This is a genomic window from Allobosea sp. TAF32, from assembly GCF_052113585.1.
Taxonomy (GTDB): Bacteria; Pseudomonadota; Alphaproteobacteria; order Rhizobiales; family Beijerinckiaceae; genus Allobosea.
The window spans coordinates 143,563-158,840 of sequence record NZ_JBFRDM010000002.1 but is presented as its reverse complement, the minus strand read 5'-3'; the positions used below and the strand labels follow the sequence as shown (position 1 = coordinate 158,840).

Sequence of the window (15,278 nt, the reverse complement as noted above, 5' to 3'; positions counted from 1 at the left end):
TTGCAGGTCATTGCGGCGGCTGCCCAAACGCCGAGAGGAGGGCATCCGGGACCGGCCGGGACGGTGTCGCCTTGTCCCAGGCCTGCGCCACGATCGTCCAGGAACCGGCCTCCTTGACCAGCAGCATCATCTCGACGGTGCGGCCGGTTTCGGTGGTGTTCTCCACGGCCTCGCAGGCTGCGACTGCCACGGCGACATGGCCGAAGACGCGGATCTCGATGCCGAGCGGGCTTTCCTCGAAGGAGCGCAGGCTCGTCTGCGAGAGATCCTGCATCCGCGCGACGAACTCGGCGGGTGATTGCGGCCGGGCCGGGCGGGCGGAAGCGTAGAGCACGGCGGCGTCATGGAAGTCGGCGCCGAAGGCGGCCCAATCGGCCGGCGCGCCCGGCCGCCAGCTGAGGCTGGCGAACTGCCGTGCGATCAGCTCGGCAATCGCCTTTTTGTCATCGTCCGGCGTGGGCGCGTCGCTCTGCATGGCTACACCGTCAGTACGATCTTCCCGATATGGGCGCTGGACTCCATCAGACGATGGGCGTCCGCGGCCTGGGCCAGTGGGAATGTAGCATGGATCTGCGGCTTGCAGCGCCCGGCCTCGAGCAGCGGCCAGACCTTCTCGTGCAGTTCGGCAGCGATGGCCGCCTTCTCGGCGACGGTGCGGGGACGCAGCGTCGAGCCGGTATGCGTCAGGCGCTTCAGCATCAGGCGGCTGAAATTCGCTGTCGCCTTCGGGCCGTTGAGGAAGGCGATCTGGACGATGCGGCCCTGATCGGCCGCAGCCTCGTAGTTGCGGTCGATATAGTCGCCGCCGACCATGTCGAGGATGAGGTCGACGCCGCGCCCGCCCGTCGCGGCTTTGGACGCGGCGACGAAATCCTCGGTGCGGTAGTTGATGGCGTGATCGGCGCCGAGATCGCGGCAGGCCCGGCACTTCTCGTCGGAGCCGGCCGTCGCCAGCACGGTCGCGCCGAAGGCCTTGGCGAGTTGGATCGCGGTGGTGCCGATGCCGGATGAGCCGCCATGGACGAGGAAGCTCTCGCCCGCCTGCAGCCGCCCGCGCTGGAAGACATTGGTCCAGACCGTGAAATAGGTCTCCGGGACGGCGCCGGCCTCGATAAGCGAAAAGCCCTCCGGCACAGGCAGGGCATTGTTCTCATGGACGACGGCGTATTCGGCGTAGCCGCCGCCGGGAACAAGGGCGCAGACCTGCTGGCCGACATTGAAACGCTCCGCGCTTTCGCCGCGCGCCATGACCGTGCCGGAGAATTCGAGGCCCGGAATGTCGGAGGCGCCCGGCGGAGGAGTGTAACCGCCGAGGCGTTGCAGGACATCGGGACGGTTCACGCCTGCGGCGGCGATGGCAACCAGGATCTGGCCGGGGCCGGGCTTCGGAACGGGGCGGATCTCCGGGCGCAGGACTTCCGGGCCTCCGGGGGCGGGAATGCCGATCGCCGTCATCGTCTCGGGAATGGGGGTCATGGCCTCGTCGTCCTTCGTCATGGTGCGGCGCAGCGTGACTGTCGCCGCAAGTTGGCTAGCCTGCCGCGCGCAGTTTGAGCAGATGCGAGGCCGCCATGTCGATATTCCCGGAGGATGATCGCCCCAAACCGAAGAGTGTGCATGAGATCGGCCAGGACCTGTCGATGCTCTCGCTCGCCGAGATCGACGAGCGCATTGCCGCGCTGAAGGCCGAGATCGAACGCCTGGCCGAAACGCGGGCGCGCAAGGATGCGACCCGCTCCGCGGCGGACGCGTTCTTTCGGAAACTCGCCTGAAAAAGCGTCAAAAAGAAACGCCCGTTAAGAGGGCGTTAACTGGCATTTCTTCGAAAACTCCTATGTGGACGGCATTCTCGCGCATCGCGTTACCGCTCGCTACCGGGGGTGTTACCGCCGCCGTTTTTGCCCTGTTCCCGGTTGGACAGGCGGGCGTTGGCGAAACGACGGTGAGCTTCTAAGGCGCCACGGTCATAGACGGCGGCAGTAGTCTTCGCGGTGGTGTGACCGGCGACTTTGGCGGCGTCGTCTGTCGCCGCACCACCATCGCGCCCTTCGGTGACGCCAGAGGCTCGCAGGTCGCGCGCCCAGACATCAACCGGTATGCCGGCCACCTTCTTATCTCTCGACCAGCCGCGGCGCATGCGCTGTTCGCGATAGGGCAGCTTGCTCCGCTCGGCGACGATAACCGGGCCGACGCGCTGCTCGGCAGGGATCTTCTCGATCTCCTCCATCACCATAGGGCAGAGCTTGAGATCGGCAACGATCTTGACGTTGCTTGTGCGGCTCGTCTTTGACGGGGTGAAGCGAAGAACCATGTGCTCGTCGATGTGATGCCAGCTCAGCCCGATCCACTTTTCCTTTCCGTTCGGGCTGATGACCTCGGACAGGCCCGGATCGTTGATCGGAATCCACTGACCTATCGTGTCCCAGAGCCGGAGCAGGGTTTCGAAAGTCAGCGCATAGGCCAGAGCCCGCGACGGAGCCTTGTGATCGTGAGCGGCAGCGCGCGCCGCGATGACCTGCTCGGCTGTGAGAACCTGGGAACGGCTGGCCGGCTTCTCGAATCGCGAGAGTTTCAGGATCTCGAGCAACTGCTTCGCGCCATCAAGGCGCTTGAGCACGCCGAAGGTGCATGCAGCCTTGAGGACTGCGCGCGCCATAGCCGCGGCGGCCAGCTTCGAACGGCCCTCTGGCTCATCAGGGCTCGACCAGACCTTGTGCCACGCGATGATGTCGGAACCGTCGACAGCATCCACCCGCCGCGGGCCGATGTGCCCCTTCAGCTTGGCAAGATAGAACGTGTACGGATACCGCGTAGACGGCTTGACCGTCTGGAACGAGCTATCCGGGTGCGTCTCATAAAGCTCGAGCAGGGACTTGATCGTCCCGTCATAGGTGATCCCGTTACGGCGATAGCCAGCGCGCCAGAGCAACATGTCCGACTGGAGCGCATTGCACTTCGCGATCAGGATATCCGGCGTGTCAGCCAGGTACTCAAGGTTGACCGTCTTCGGGGAATAGCCCCCAAGCACATCCTTCTCGTCCGCGACCCAGTAGGGAACGCGCTTGTTCTTCCGCTTTTGGAATTTCAGGCCCGGCGCTTTGATCGGGTCCATGCCGATGCATCCTCTCTGCCATCAGGCGCGCCGCTCTTTCCTGTCGAGACGGAGACGCCCAGATATTCCTCATAGAACCGCTTAATCAGCCACGTTGGGCGGCCATTGTGGAAGGGGTCTACTGGTGGAAATCCTGGCTTCCCGGCGATCGTCGGCAGTCTGGTGCGCAGCCACTCCTTTGCATTGTGCGGGCCGACCACGACGCACGCGATCTGCTCGTCGCTGGCGAACAGCGGCAGTTCGTCAAAGCTGGTCGGGGTCTGGGCGCGCGCCATCTTATGCCCTCCTCAGCGCGTTGCCGGAGGAGACCATGCGAAAGCCGTCTTCGAACTCGAGGCCCACGGAGTTCATGGTCCCGCGTGCGAACACACGGCAGCGCTGGCCCTTCCGGTCGCACCGGTTCCAACGGTAGATGTAGGTGAACGACACGGGGGCAGGATGATTGGCTTTCACTTCGCGCCGCTGCGCTTGCGAGCGGGTAGCATTATTGAGCCTGGGAATTGGGGCCGGCTGCTCAATCTTCATCCCGATATCAAGCTGTTTCAGGGCGGTGCCGATGCTCAGTTCATCATGATGCGAGAGCTGACCTTTGAGATGGTTCGCGCGCAGCGATACCCTCAAAAGCCGAGCAGGTTGTCCGCGTGCTTCATCCTCCCGACGGAACCCGACGTCGAAAGATATCGGCCGGAAGCATCCTGTGCGGTTCTGCATCGGGTTGAGGCGCTCGAGTTCGACGCTCCGAGACACCGCGCCTCTCTCTCGTACTGCGCAGAACCGGAAGAGGGGGCCACCTTGCCGACTTTGACTGCGGCGGCTGACGCCTATTGGAGAGGAATTGGCGGGTTTGTGCACCACGCAGACGAATTGCTGGTTGCTGGCGCCATTCGCGTTGTTCAGTGCCTGGAGTAGAGCGATCACAGCAGCCTCCCGGCCCGATCCTCGGCGTCGGCGCGCTGGCGGAACTCGGCCTCCATCTCTTCGAAGATGCCGATCTGAAATGCGGCTTCGACTTCCTTCATGGAGCCGGCAGCGACGCGGGTCGCATAGACGCGGCGGCGAAAGCCGAGCTCGCGGGCTAAGGCCTGCTGCTTCTGGCGAGCGGTGTAGCGATCAGACATGGCGGCCCTCCGACTTCGCGCGAGCGTCGAGGCCGGCCGCCCACTGCTCGGCCGTGCATCGCCCGCCAGGATTGCTGAGGATGCCGCGCAGGGCGGCCTGCATCTCGGGCGCGGCCGCCATTACGAAGGCGTTCGCCTTCACCTCTTCCGGCGATATGTCGCCGTTGTGGACCGCGACGCCGACCGCGAGACCATCTTCCCGAAGGATGCTGACGTCTTCGAAGTAAGAATCCTCCGGCGCCTTCGGATCGGCATGCCAAGGGCTGGTGCTGTGCTTGATCTCAGCCATGGGCCTTCCTCCGAACCAGGGGCGTGTAGGCCAGATGCTCAAGGCCAAGGCGCTTCTGCATCTCGTTCGGCTCGTCCTTGCGGCGGCCGATCTCGACCAGCCCCTTGCTGTGAAGTGTGCTGATCGTGGTGGCGGAGGCCTGGGCGTATCCATCACGCTCGGGCGGCGGGTCGCCTAGCTCTGCGGAGATGCGCTTCTCGACCTCGCGGAGCGGCTCGAATTCATCCGGCACAAGGGCGAGGACGGCCTTCTCGCGATCATCCAATTCCGGCGCCGTCGCATAGCCCGCTAACGCGAAGTCCAGGCTCTCCACGATAGCGCCGTCGAGAGTCCATTTCCGCTCGCCGGTCTTGCCGAGCTTGCGGGCATGGGCGCCCTTGTAGCCATAATCGACATAACCGAGGCGCGGGTAGTCGACGAAGCGATAGGCGTAGCCGTACCCATTCGAGCCCAGATTAAGGTGAGCCTGAAGCCGAACGGTCTTGCCTGCCAAGTCTGAGATGGTGAGGGCTGTCATGCCTGCCCTCCGCCGACATCGCCCGCGGCCGGGGGCAGCGCTGCGCGCAGGTCATCGAGCCACTGCTGGCGCTCCGCGGTGCGCTGGATTTCCTCGGCGTGGCTCTTCCGCGACCGCGCCAGGCTGTCGCTGAGGTCCGACAGTTGCTCCTGCCGCCATGCTTCACCGATCTTCATAGGGGGGAGCGGGTAGGAACCGCCGATGAACCGCATCGATTCCGCAAGCTGCTCGAGCATGAACTGCTTCAGGGCTGCATGGCTTTTTGGCGCATCCCATCCTCTGACGCGCTCGGCCATGACAAGATGACGCTCAAGTCGGGCCTGATCTTCGGCCTCGTGCTCTCGGCGTTGGCGGGCCAGTTCGTTGTTCGCGGCCAGCGAAGCCGTCAGCGCGCCGTCGGCCGTCATCGCCGTCAGCTCGGCAATGCGCTTCTCGGTCGCCGCAATTCTCTCGTCATAGAGCTGCGTCGAGGGCTCGAGCTTCTCCGGGATTGGCGTCGACAGCGGCTCGTCGCGCATCATGATGCAGGCGCCGAACGCGCGGGCGCAGAGCATGATGAAGTCGCGGAGCTCAGTGATCTCGCCGGATTCGACAGGGGCGGTGTAGCCAGTAGGCATCAGACTTCCCCTCCATTCGCCTCATAGGCGAGCATGCGGGACTGGTGGCCGGGCTTGTCTCCCTTGCGCAACCAACCGCCCAGCGGACGGCCTTGGTGCCCGTGCTTCCAGATGAATACGCTAAAGTCCTTGGTGCCGCCGCCGGGGCGTTCGCCAGCGAGGAGCACTGGGCCGGGCGGCATCGACGGCCGTGGCGTGATGTCGAGGACCTCGGCGAGGGGCGTCGTCTCCAGCCACCTCGAGCGCTCGTCACCGCTGCGCCAGGTCGTTGGCAGGATGAGTGCGACGGCCTTCCGCGCCCGCTGCAGCGCGAGCCGGGCGAACTGCTCGGCGTGGCGGAAGGGCGGGTTTGAGACGATCAGGTCCGGACGGCTGAAGCGCCGGCTTTTCGCAGCCGGCCATTCCCCATTGAGGAAGTCGGCGATCAGGTAGACCCCCTGGTGAGGCTGATCGCGCCACCTAGGCGCAATGTCAGACCCCGCCGCAATGAAGCCGGCCTTGGCCGCGGAATGCACGATGCGGCCGAAGCCGCATGCTGGGTCCAGGACCGTCCGGCAGCCGTCGACCGCGCCCGAAGCGAAAAGCCGCTCGGAGACCCAATAATCTTCCACGTACCAGTCGTCGGGATGCCGGTCCCAGATGTGGCTCTTGCGGGCGCGCGTGTCGGTCATGGTGCGATGAACTCCGCGCCTGGGTTCCTGCCTTCCACCTTCGCCCGGATGCACAGGACCGTATTGAGAACCTGACGAGTCTGATTGAAGTCGACATGGAGGATCCCGACGCCACCCGCGTCGCGCCATGCGTTGATGTTCTTGGCGAAGTCGTCGATCAGCACGTCCTTCGGCGCGTGCATGAACAGCGGCTTGTTCCGGCCACCCATGACCGGGAGAACCATGATCTCCGTCGACAGGTGCTCTCGGACCCATTCCCGCTTCTGCCGGGCGACGTGCTGGTAGTTCGTCCGCGGGCATGCCGCCAGCACGATCGGATCGAGATGCTGGATCTCGCGAAAGAACTCGATCGCGCCGGGGCACGTGGGCATGTCTCGGAAGTAGCTCGGATGAGCATTGATCACGGTCCACATAGCGTCATCGGCGATGCCGCGATGATCGAGGCCGAAGACGGCCGGGAAGTGCGCGTCGAAATCGGCCATAACGCCGTCGAGGTCGAGATAAAGCCGCGTCATGCTGCCTTCCTCCGCGCGACTTCCTTCTTCATGGCGGCGACAATGTCGGCCGCCTTCAACTCGTCGATGCACCAAGAGAGGTAACGGTCGGGAAGGTCTACGATGAGCTCGCCCTTATGCTTGCCGAAGGGCATGCGGCTAATCTGTCGCGGCCTGCTGGTGATCTCGACCATTTCATCGATCGAGAGCCCGCGGCCGATGAGCGTCGCGAGGATGTGGGCCGAAGTGTAGGTGTCGGGGCCAGCGCGGTGCGCCGGCTCGCAGAGAGCCGGATCCAGCTGCAGCCCAAGATATTCGGGGAGGGCGCCGTTCTTGTGCGACGGCGCGTCCGGAAGATGGACCAGGGCGACCTTATAAGTGCAGATCCAGCGCCGATCTCCGCCACCAAAGAAGTTCTGCTCGAACTCGCAGTTGTGGGCGCAGAACACATCCGCGCCCTCCATCATCTCGCGGAATACGACGTCGGGCGATGGGCATCCCGCGACCATGGCGTCGGTGATCCCGTGGATCTTCGACACTTCTTCGGGGATCGCCCGGCCCGGATTGATCAGGCGGGCAACGGTCGGCCGGATCTCGCAGGCGTTGCCGTCGAGGATGATGTCGGTCCATCCGGATTCGCAGACGGCAGCATTAGGCGGCAGTCCCGTGGTCTCGAAGTCGATGACGCGGATCAGCATCGGGTGGTCTCTCCGTCGAGTGTCATGGCCGCCTCGGTCTCGGCCATGGTGCGGCCGCGAGCGCGGCGCGCCAGGCGCTTGGCCTCGCGCTCCTGGGGCGTTTCCATCGGATAGAGCGTGCCGCCCCAGCGGTTCACGCGCTCCGTCGGGAAGGTGATGACCGCGAGTTGGCCAAGCATCTCGTCCCAACCGAGGCCGTCGCAGATCTTGCCGCCCTGCTCGATGACGAACGAGCCAGCGAAACGCTCGTCCTCGCGCGCGATACGAATGGTGATCCGATCCATTACGCATCCTCCGCCTGGCGCTGGCCCTCGAAGCCCTCGAGCCAGGCCTGCATTTCCGCCTCGCGCCCTTCGGAGCGGTACTCGGCCGGCATGGCGCGCTTGTTGAGCCCGTCACGCTTGGCCTCAGCGCCGCGATCGCGCGCCAACTGACGGGGGCTCGGCTGATCACCGGGGAAGTCGTCGCTAGCGGGGGGCGGAAAGCGCCCATCGTCCTCTCCGCCGTCCGTCACCGCACCGTCTGCAAGCGATTGAGGAGCTGGGTCCACTGCCCGCTGGCCGGCAGTCGCGGGGGGATTCGAGGTTTCCCCCTCACCTTTGATCTCGCCCGTTTCGGGATCATGCTCGGGCTGCGCCGGTGAGCCAGCAAGTGCGTCGAGCCGGCCGGAAAGCGTCTTCGGCGCGGGAGTAACGTCGCGAGCCGCGGCCGGGTCGCGCGGCATGATCTCGTCCTCGGCATAGACGCCCAGGATAACGTCAGGGAAGTGCCGGCGCGCCAGCGAGCGGGCGCTGAAGTAGAAGTGCTGTTGGTCCGGATCCGACTTCCACAGCGGCGAGTTCTTCGGAGTGATTTTCCCGAACTCGGGCGACTCGTAATCGACCCACTGGCCGCTTCCGTCGTTGAGCTCGACCGATACCCTGCAGCGACGCTTGTCGCCTTCGCCGCTGTATTCGACCTTCGGCCGCCCCTTGATCGGAGCCCGGCTGAGAACCACCGCGTGGATGAGCTGCGCTTCGTAGGCCAACTGATCGTTGACCAGATAGCTCTTGTTTGCGACCGCATAGGGCGACATGCGCCATTCAAGCGCCTGGATCACAACACCAAGGCAGGCGCCGGGGTTGCCGCGGAGATGCTTCCTGACGGCGATACCAGAGATCGCCATCAGCTTGGCGAACTCCATCACCTCGGAGACGTTGGCGAACACCAACCCGCCGGCCCGGTCCGAAACGGCAAGCTGTCGGGTGGTTTCGTTGTCTATGCGCGCCTCGATGCGCTGCTCGATAGTCTGAACTGACTGGCTCATCTGTTCCTCAGAATCGGATAGAGGTGTGGGGGATCGAGCCCGCGCAGATCGCGAGGACGATCTGCTTCGCGATCGGCTCATCGACGCCGCAGGTCATGATCGCGGTCTTCGCCTCGCCCATGATCTTGCCCTTGTGGGCAATGTCGGCCTGCCGGCGCTCTTGTTCGGCCTTGACTGCGGCGTCGGCACGGGCCTGTGCTTCGGCCTCTTCACGCTGGCGGCGCTGCTCTGCTGCCAACGCCTCCTGCGCTTCGCGTGCCTTGCGGCGCTCTTCTTCAAGGGCGGCTTCCTGCTCGGCCTTCACGCGCGCCTCGGCCTCCGCAGCAGCGCGGCGTTCGGCTGCCTGAATACGCTCGCGCTCGGCATCCTCAGCCTGGCGCTTCGCCTCGGCCTCCCGCTCTGCGCGCTGGCGCTCTTCCTCAGCCGCACGAAGCCGGGCGAGCTCGGCGCGTTCCTCTTCGGCCTTGATGAAATTGGCCCGGCCGATGCGGAGGGCTGCGAGCGCTTCGACGTGCGCGTCCTCGGCTTCGCCTTTGAGTTCTCCGAAGTCATCGTCGATGGTGACGGCATTGACCATCGCGATATCGCGATCGAAATCCTCAAGGCCGTAATGCGCGGGCACCATCGCCGCTTGGCGGAGCATGCTGATGGCGGACTCGACGCGGGCGACGCGCGACTTCTCCGCCGTCTCCCAAGCGTCGAGCGGTGCCCGCGCCTTGTCCCGGAGGGCATCGAGGTCACGCTCGACCTGCGATTTGAGCGTGTTCACGGTCGCAGTCTTCTTGCGCCAGTCCTCGGTCAGACGCTTGCCGGCGTCGAGGATGGGCGTCTTGCGACGAGAGATGCCGTAGGCGAGGGAGGCAATCGCCTCGCGCCCGGATTTCGTCGAAACGTCGCGCTTCGATGCATCGATCTGCGCTTCGATCTCGGCAATTAGGCCCGGCAGGACGGTGTCGTCCCGATAGATCACGGCCGGCTCGGCCTCGACCATCTGCAGGAATGACGCGGAGTTATGGCCAATCGTGGCAGAGGCAAGCGCGTTCATGCGGCTTCTCCCGAAATGCTGATGCGGGGATAGGTGTAGGAGGAGGCCGGCTGGGGCTTCCGATTGACGGTGATGTTCTTGGCGCGGACGACCCGACCGTCGGCGGCCCGCGCGGAGGTATGGGCGCCCATCTTGCTGATCAGCTCGGCGTCGAGCGCCTTGCGCTTCTTCTCCGCCTCCGAGCCCGCCTTCTCGGCGATCTTCAGCGTGTTTCGCTCATCCAGGATGGCGACGAGCCGGTTGTCGGTGCTCAAGTCCAGCTCGGTGTCGTCGGTCCCGAGATAGCTGCTGCGGACATAGTCGCCATCGCGGAGATAATCGGGTTCGGGGGCGTCGCGCTGTTCGACGCGGCGCCAGAACTCGCGCACGCGCCGGACGAGCTCCGTCCAGACGCCATCATGGATCGGAATGTCGAAGAGCTTGAGCTCGGTCGTCACGCCGCCGATCATCACGGCGACGCAGGCCCAGGTGGCGCCGGTGAGCTTGGCCTCGACGATGGCCTGAACCGCGATCCAGGCGGGGATCTCAACCTCGCCGGCCTCGTTCATCCACTTCTTGCGGAAGATCAGGTTGTCGGTGGTCTTGATCTGGATGATGCCCAGCCCCTTGGCGTCTGGCCGGGTGGCGACCGCGTCCGGGGTGGCGCCGATGCGCTCGCTCGGCATCCGGTAGTAGGTGTTGCCCTCGCTGAAGATCGTCCAGCCTGGCTTCAGCATGCGCACCATCTCGATCGCGGTGCGCTCGAACAGCGTGCCCCGAATGATCGGCGGCAGCACGATGCTGTCGTCGGTCATCACCGGCGTGACCTCCTCTTGCGGAGGCGCCATGCCAGCCTTCTCGAGGTAGAGGCCCAAGGCGGTGACGTACTGGTGCTCATGGAACAGGGCGCCGGCGACCGAGGCGGTGACGTCCATCGCCCTAAGCTTCATCCAGTCGCCGCGATCGACGAACTTGACGCGTTTCACGTCGGGCGGCGTCTGCGTGGCGAGCGTCTCAGGCGTCAGAAGCATCGGCTTGTTCATGGAAGTTCACCTCGTTCAAAGGCGCGGACGGCTTCGATGTGGCGGCAGACGCAGCCGGCGAAGAGGAGCAGGAAGACGGCGATCATCACGCCGAGCTTGGCTTCGGCGGACATCAGCGGCCCTCCCTCGCCTTGAGCATGGCGTCGGCATGCAGATAGCGAACGCGGGCTTCGGCCTCGCACCACCAGAGGATGCAGATCGCTCCATCATGGGTGGTCCAGTCAGGGGCCTTCGTGCCCATGACTTTTTCGGCCCATGTCACGCTGAGCCCATCGGCGCCGAGGCTATAGGTGGCAGCGAACCAGTCGCGCAGGGACATGCCGTTTTGCGGGAGCGACACGGATTTCCCGGTAGGTGACCATGCCGCCGAGTGCGGGAAGGCGGGGCCGCCGTCATTGATCGCAACCATCACGCAGCCCTCAGAATCTTGCGGTTGCGGATCCGCAGCTTCTGCGAGACGCGAGCATGCCCGACCATGTCGGAGACGATCTCCTCCATCTGCTCGTCGGTGAGCCAGGACATACCCTCTCGAGAGAGGAAGCGATCGACGGAGGCGCGCCAGTCGAGCGCCTGAACGCCGTCGAACGTCTCGGCAAATCGCTCTTGGCGCTCTCGGGTAGCGGGGCGTAGCATCACCGCATCTCCAAGCCGCGGGCGATGTCCTTGCCCAGTTGATACTGGGCGTCGTTGTAGGCGGCGCGCGCTGCGCCTTCGATCTCATCCCGAACGTGGTCGGTGATCGCGTGGGTGAGGCGATCGTGCGCCTCGGCCGCCTTGACGATGAGCCCATACAGCGGGTCGTCGGAGGCCATGCGCTCCAGGGTGTGCTGGATCTTGAAGCGGGGCTGCGGGGTGGCGACGTCGACCCAGATTGCCTCGATCTCCCAGGAACCGTCGGGACGGGCGTTAAGGTCGAGGTGGCCGTTGAACAGGATCTGCGCGTTCTGGGTGGCCGGACGCAGGTTGAGATCTTCGGCCTGGTAGGTGACGGCGTACATGTCTTCCCCCATCGGCGGGTGGCTGATGGGATCAACATAGAAATGAACACGATATATGTCAACACAAATTATGTGCACACAGATTGCGCGTGTTCATCGGCTGTTTGCGATGCTGGCGAATCGGGCTGGACTCTTCACGAAAGCTGAGTCGTAAATGAGAACTTAAAGAGAACAAACGGCAGGGCGCGTGATGGGTTTGGCTTGGTCGAATGCGAGGGTTCCCATTCCTCCGCTGGGGCAATTGGCGGCGCTGGACGTGAGGTGCGACGGGTGCGGACACAGCGGGCGGTTGCCCGATGAGAAGCTTCAGGAGCTTGAGGCGAAAGGCTTCAGTCGCGTGCACGACCTGGAGGGCAAGCTTGTGTGCTCGTCCTGCAAAGAGCGGCATCGCCTTGCGCTACTCCCGTTCTACCGTCGGGCTGCGTAATCGCGCGCCTGGTCGTAGAGCTAGAGCTTCATCGTAAGCGTTGAGTCTGGCTCGACGGACGGTGCGGCCCTCTCTGAGGGGCCGCCTCCGGAGCCCGGGTGCATGGTCCGGAGCCGTCGAGAGTCAGGGAGTATACTGGATATAGGTTAGTAGCTGTTTCCCACGCGCCCGCGTGGCGCGCGTCGGTTAGACTCCCGCGCGCAGGGGTTAACCGATCAGCTCCTTCTTGTCGGTGATGACGCGGAAGAGGCGGTAAATCTCGTTCCGACCAAACTCCATGAAGCCGGGCGGATTAAACTGCTCGACCACGATCTTCCGACCGTCAGCCTTGACCAGTTTCTTGATGTAGGAACGGCCGGCGCCGTCCTCGACCTCCGGCTTCAACTCGACAACGACGTACTCGCCGACGGAAGGGTTCTTGAGTTCGATGTACTCGATATCGCCATCCTCAAACCGAGGACTCATGCTCGAGTTGGCGACCCGTAGAACGAACACATTGGGCCGGCGTGCCAGGCCCGGCGGCCGAGGGTGGTAGTCAACGGTCGTTCCATTCAGCTCGAAAACGCTATCGTCGTCGCCGCGACCGCCGACGGTGAGGCCGAGCTCGGGGACGTCGTGGGGCAGGAGCGCTTTGGCGGGTAGGAAAGCCGGTCCAGGTTGGATCGCGGCGTTCGGCTCCGGCTCGTAAGGGGGGCGCTCGGGCGGGGTTTCCCCGCGCATCATCGCCTCCGCTCGCGCTTCGAACTCCTCGAACGTTTCGATTGCCGTAATCTCGGGAAGCGGCTGAGGTGTTAGCCCCTGTCCGGTCAGGAGCCATCCAGGTGAGACGCCGAAGGCTTTGCCGTAAATGGTGGCCGCCTCGGGGTCGAAGTCATTCTGGCCATTCTCGTGAGCGTTATACGTCGAGACGGTCCAGCCGTGCCTAATGGCCGCGCTTCTGGCGGATTTGAAGCCAGCCCGCTCCCGCGCCTTGCGCAATCTGCTGCCCATTTCTTCCATGTTGAGATTATCACATAGCGTGTGAACATAAATCATGTTGACATCGCTGACACGATTTGTGTAAGTCTATGCGTCATGCGAACCGTAGCAGACGTCTTTGATGCCTTGGGTGGCCCCGCCGCGGTCAGCCGCGTCCTATCGGTTGGTGGATCCACTGCTTCGGAAATGAAGCGCCGCGGAGCGATCCCCCCCGAATATTGGGTGATGTTGGTAGACGCCGCGCAGCAGGTTGGACGACCTGACGTCACCTACGAGGCCCTGGCGTTCATCCATGCCAGAGCGAAGGGTCGGCTGCCGGACAGCGATGAAGCGCGAGAGGTCGCTTGAATGTCCGAGAAGCACGTCTACGTGATCGAAGCTCAAATCGGCCTCATCAAAATCGGATGTTCACGCTGGCCGGCAAAGCGCGCGGCGATGGTTTCCGCGCATTCGCCTTGCCCGGTTCGTCTCGTTGCTGTTCTCGACGGCGGACACCCCTTCGAGCGCGAGCTACACCGTCGTTTTGCGGGATCCCGTGGCCATGGTGAGTGGTTCCGGAAGGAAGGGGCTGTCGCAGAATTTTTCACCCAGTTTTTTGGGGAAGGGGTCGACACCATTCCGGCCTGGTCGTCGTTCGACCGTTCGCCGGGCAACCCGCACGACATCGACCTTCGGACCCGACGCTCCTTGGCTGCCAAAGAGCGATGGGCCGATCCCGAGTACCGCGCGCGCCACGTCTCGGCGCTGCGCAAAAGTCGGGTACGCCAAGTTAGCTATCGCGCGAGGGCAGTGTGATGCGCCCCGCGACCATTCTCCTCCTTGTCGGGGTTCTGGCTTTCACTGTCAGCCCCGTAATTCTGTTCGTGGTTCGCTGATCATGGTGGCCCTCGCGCATCCCCATCCATCGACACTGTCTCCCTCGAAATCCGGTGGGGCGCGAGCTGCAACTCGCCATCCCCGGAAGGCCGATTCCACCGTCGCCGCCAAGCGATCTGCAGTTCCGTCCTCGTCTGTGAAGCCACAGTCGCAGATGGAGAGCGGAATGTTTGCTTCGTTGAAGGGAAAGATTTCCCCCAAGTCGCAGAAAGCCAGCCCCGAAAGAGCGGTTGAATTTATTCGGAATCTCTACCCGTCGAAGACGGCTGAGAACGTCGCCTACGACACCGGGGTTGGCGCTGAGACCATCAAGAAATGGCTCGATGGGACCGCGCGGCCTGGCTGGGACGGGATCTGGCCGCTGATCTTCGCCTACGGGCCGTCATTCCTGAAGGCCGTCTATCCGAAGGCGCCGGCGTGGTTGGACGAGGCACACCGCCGCGAGCGGCAGGAATCTCTCAGAGCCGAGCAGCGCCGCATTCAAGAACAACTCGACGCCTTGGGCGCCTGAAACCTTTTGAAAGGAGGGGCCTATGCGGGGCCTTCTCGCGATTTTCTGGGCCGTGATCTCGGCGATCCTCGCCGCGGCGGCCCGCGTCACCCTCTTCCCATCCCGATGGCTCGCTGCCGGCGCCGAGTGGTGTGACCGGAAGGCGCGCGCGCTCAACGAAGGAGATCGCCATGAGTAACGGATTCGAAGGTGCCGAACGCTGGGTCAAGGAGATCGAGCGGCATCACGAGACGCTCGCCACCTACCAGGGCGAATACATGGCTCGGTGCCGCACGGTGCGCGAGTCGATCTCCGGCTGCTTCGACGCGGCGAAGGATGCTGGAATTCCAGTGAAGGAGCTTCGCGCGGTCATCACAGAGCGCAAGCTTCTCCGCAAGATCGAGGGTATCCGCGAGAAGCTGGACGAGGAGCAGGTCGAGACCTTCGACCAGATCAAGCACGCCCTCGGCATGCTCGACGGGCTTCCGCTCGGCGACGCCGCGCTCAAGCGCTCAAATGCGATCGACAGCCTGACCGATGACGACGGTGAAGACGCCGACGCCGTCGCGGGCCGCAAGAACGCCGAGGCTCTCGGCGCCGGCATCCAGCAGAAGCATTGA

The 15,278-nt window shown here is 64.2% G+C and carries 26 protein-coding genes; 6 read left to right on the top strand and 20 right to left on the bottom strand.

Going from position 1 to position 15,278, the window contains the following annotated elements:
- Positions 1-7: 7 nt before the first annotated feature.
- Positions 8-475: a nuclear transport factor 2 family protein gene (locus tag AB4Z16_RS05330; protein ID WP_441510306.1), complete on the bottom strand. Its 468-nt coding sequence runs from the start codon at positions 473-475 to the stop codon at positions 8-10.
- A 2-nt stretch (positions 476-477) separates the two neighbouring features.
- Complete coding sequence (locus tag AB4Z16_RS05325) at positions 478-1,476, bottom strand: NAD(P)H-quinone oxidoreductase (RefSeq protein ID WP_441510305.1); 999 nt, start codon at positions 1,474-1,476, stop codon at positions 478-480.
- A 95-nt stretch (positions 1,477-1,571) separates the two neighbouring features.
- On the opposite strand from AB4Z16_RS05325, the gene AB4Z16_RS05320 reads away from it, so the two are divergent.
- Positions 1,572-1,772 carry a DUF1192 domain-containing protein gene (locus AB4Z16_RS05320; protein ID WP_441510304.1) on the top strand — a complete coding sequence of 67 codons (201 nt, stop codon included), beginning with the start codon at positions 1,572-1,574 and terminating at the stop codon, positions 1,770-1,772.
- An 89-nt stretch (positions 1,773-1,861) separates the two neighbouring features.
- Here AB4Z16_RS05320 and AB4Z16_RS05315 read toward each other — a convergent pair whose 3' ends face one another.
- The 18 genes from AB4Z16_RS05315 to AB4Z16_RS05230 all read right to left on the bottom strand — a co-directional run bounded on the left by AB4Z16_RS05315 (position 1,862) and on the right by AB4Z16_RS05230 (position 13,349).
- Entirely contained in the window at positions 1,862-3,112 is a 1,251-nt protein-coding gene (locus tag AB4Z16_RS05315) for a tyrosine-type recombinase/integrase (RefSeq protein WP_441510303.1), read from the bottom strand.
- The gene (locus AB4Z16_RS05310; protein ID WP_441510302.1) at positions 3,085-3,387 is read right to left on the bottom strand and encodes a hypothetical protein; all 303 of its coding nucleotides are present in this window, start codon (positions 3,385-3,387) and stop codon (positions 3,085-3,087) included. The genes AB4Z16_RS05315 and AB4Z16_RS05310 overlap by 28 nt, the downstream gene beginning before the upstream one ends.
- Position 3,388: 1 nt before the next feature.
- Entirely contained in the window at positions 3,389-4,030 is a 642-nt protein-coding gene (locus AB4Z16_RS05305) for a hypothetical protein (RefSeq protein WP_441510301.1), read from the bottom strand.
- Complete coding sequence (locus AB4Z16_RS05300; protein ID WP_441510300.1) at positions 4,027-4,230, bottom strand: hypothetical protein; 204 nt, start codon at positions 4,228-4,230, stop codon at positions 4,027-4,029. The genes AB4Z16_RS05305 and AB4Z16_RS05300 overlap by 4 nt, the downstream gene beginning before the upstream one ends.
- Positions 4,223-4,519: a hypothetical protein gene (locus AB4Z16_RS05295; protein ID WP_441510299.1), complete on the bottom strand. Its 297-nt coding sequence runs from the start codon at positions 4,517-4,519 to the stop codon at positions 4,223-4,225. The genes AB4Z16_RS05300 and AB4Z16_RS05295 overlap by 8 nt, the downstream gene beginning before the upstream one ends.
- Complete coding sequence (locus AB4Z16_RS05290) at positions 4,512-5,036, bottom strand: hypothetical protein (RefSeq protein WP_441510298.1); 525 nt, start codon at positions 5,034-5,036, stop codon at positions 4,512-4,514. Before AB4Z16_RS05290 ends, AB4Z16_RS05295 begins: the two co-directional genes overlap by 8 nt.
- Entirely contained in the window at positions 5,033-5,590 is a 558-nt protein-coding gene (locus AB4Z16_RS05285) for a hypothetical protein (RefSeq protein ID WP_441510297.1), read from the bottom strand. Before AB4Z16_RS05285 ends, AB4Z16_RS05290 begins: the two co-directional genes overlap by 4 nt.
- A gap of 62 nt (positions 5,591-5,652) precedes the next feature.
- On the bottom strand, positions 5,653-6,324 hold the full coding sequence (locus AB4Z16_RS05280) for a hypothetical protein (protein WP_441510296.1): 672 nt from the start codon (positions 6,322-6,324) through the stop codon (positions 5,653-5,655).
- Positions 6,321-6,806 (bottom strand): 5' nucleotidase, NT5C type, encoded by a 486-nt coding sequence (locus AB4Z16_RS05275; protein WP_441510295.1) that lies wholly within the window; start codon positions 6,804-6,806, stop codon positions 6,321-6,323. The genes AB4Z16_RS05280 and AB4Z16_RS05275 overlap by 4 nt, the downstream gene beginning before the upstream one ends.
- Before the next feature lie 29 nt (positions 6,807-6,835).
- Positions 6,836-7,516, bottom strand: a complete 681-nt coding sequence (locus tag AB4Z16_RS05270; RefSeq protein ID WP_441510294.1) for a putative quorum-sensing-regulated virulence factor — start codon at positions 7,514-7,516, stop codon at positions 6,836-6,838.
- Complete coding sequence (locus tag AB4Z16_RS05265; RefSeq protein ID WP_441510293.1) at positions 7,510-7,800, bottom strand: hypothetical protein; 291 nt, start codon at positions 7,798-7,800, stop codon at positions 7,510-7,512. The genes AB4Z16_RS05270 and AB4Z16_RS05265 overlap by 7 nt, the downstream gene beginning before the upstream one ends.
- Positions 7,800-8,822 carry a recombinase RecT gene (locus tag AB4Z16_RS05260; protein ID WP_441510292.1) on the bottom strand — a complete coding sequence of 341 codons (1,023 nt, stop codon included), beginning with the start codon at positions 8,820-8,822 and terminating at the stop codon, positions 7,800-7,802. Before AB4Z16_RS05260 ends, AB4Z16_RS05265 begins: the two co-directional genes overlap by 1 nt.
- A gap of 7 nt (positions 8,823-8,829) precedes the next feature.
- Positions 8,830-9,867 (bottom strand): hypothetical protein, encoded by a 1,038-nt coding sequence (locus tag AB4Z16_RS05255; protein ID WP_441510291.1) that lies wholly within the window; start codon positions 9,865-9,867, stop codon positions 8,830-8,832.
- Positions 9,864-10,889 (bottom strand): YqaJ viral recombinase family nuclease, encoded by a 1,026-nt coding sequence (locus AB4Z16_RS05250; protein ID WP_441510290.1) that lies wholly within the window; start codon positions 10,887-10,889, stop codon positions 9,864-9,866. Before AB4Z16_RS05250 ends, AB4Z16_RS05255 begins: the two co-directional genes overlap by 4 nt.
- 112 nt (positions 10,890-11,001) lie before the next feature.
- Positions 11,002-11,229 carry a hypothetical protein gene (locus AB4Z16_RS05245; RefSeq protein WP_441510289.1) on the bottom strand — a complete coding sequence of 76 codons (228 nt, stop codon included), beginning with the start codon at positions 11,227-11,229 and terminating at the stop codon, positions 11,002-11,004.
- A 68-nt stretch (positions 11,230-11,297) separates the two neighbouring features.
- Complete coding sequence (locus AB4Z16_RS05240) at positions 11,298-11,522, bottom strand: hypothetical protein (protein WP_441510288.1); 225 nt, start codon at positions 11,520-11,522, stop codon at positions 11,298-11,300.
- Positions 11,522-11,887, bottom strand: a complete 366-nt coding sequence (locus tag AB4Z16_RS05235; RefSeq protein WP_441510287.1) for a hypothetical protein — start codon at positions 11,885-11,887, stop codon at positions 11,522-11,524. The genes AB4Z16_RS05240 and AB4Z16_RS05235 overlap by 1 nt, the downstream gene beginning before the upstream one ends.
- A 634-nt stretch (positions 11,888-12,521) precedes the next feature.
- Entirely contained in the window at positions 12,522-13,349 is an 828-nt protein-coding gene (locus AB4Z16_RS05230) for an XRE family transcriptional regulator (RefSeq protein WP_441510286.1), read from the bottom strand.
- A 39-nt stretch (positions 13,350-13,388) separates the two neighbouring features.
- Here AB4Z16_RS05230 and AB4Z16_RS05225 point away from each other — a divergent pair, with 39 nt between their 5' ends.
- From AB4Z16_RS05225 to AB4Z16_RS05205, 5 genes are all read left to right on the top strand, one after another.
- Positions 13,389-13,640 (top strand): carph-isopro domain-containing protein, encoded by a 252-nt coding sequence (locus tag AB4Z16_RS05225; protein WP_441510285.1) that lies wholly within the window; start codon positions 13,389-13,391, stop codon positions 13,638-13,640.
- Positions 13,641-14,087 carry a GIY-YIG nuclease family protein gene (locus AB4Z16_RS05220; RefSeq protein WP_441510284.1) on the top strand — a complete coding sequence of 149 codons (447 nt, stop codon included), beginning with the start codon at positions 13,641-13,643 and terminating at the stop codon, positions 14,085-14,087. It abuts the gene before it with no gap.
- Between the two features lie 247 nt (positions 14,088-14,334).
- Positions 14,335-14,679: a hypothetical protein gene (locus AB4Z16_RS05215; protein ID WP_441510283.1), complete on the top strand. Its 345-nt coding sequence runs from the start codon at positions 14,335-14,337 to the stop codon at positions 14,677-14,679.
- A gap of 22 nt (positions 14,680-14,701) precedes the next feature.
- Complete coding sequence (locus AB4Z16_RS05210; protein WP_441510282.1) at positions 14,702-14,857, top strand: hypothetical protein; 156 nt, start codon at positions 14,702-14,704, stop codon at positions 14,855-14,857.
- Entirely contained in the window at positions 14,850-15,278 is a 429-nt protein-coding gene (locus tag AB4Z16_RS05205; protein ID WP_441510281.1) for a hypothetical protein, read from the top strand. Before AB4Z16_RS05210 ends, AB4Z16_RS05205 begins: the two co-directional genes overlap by 8 nt.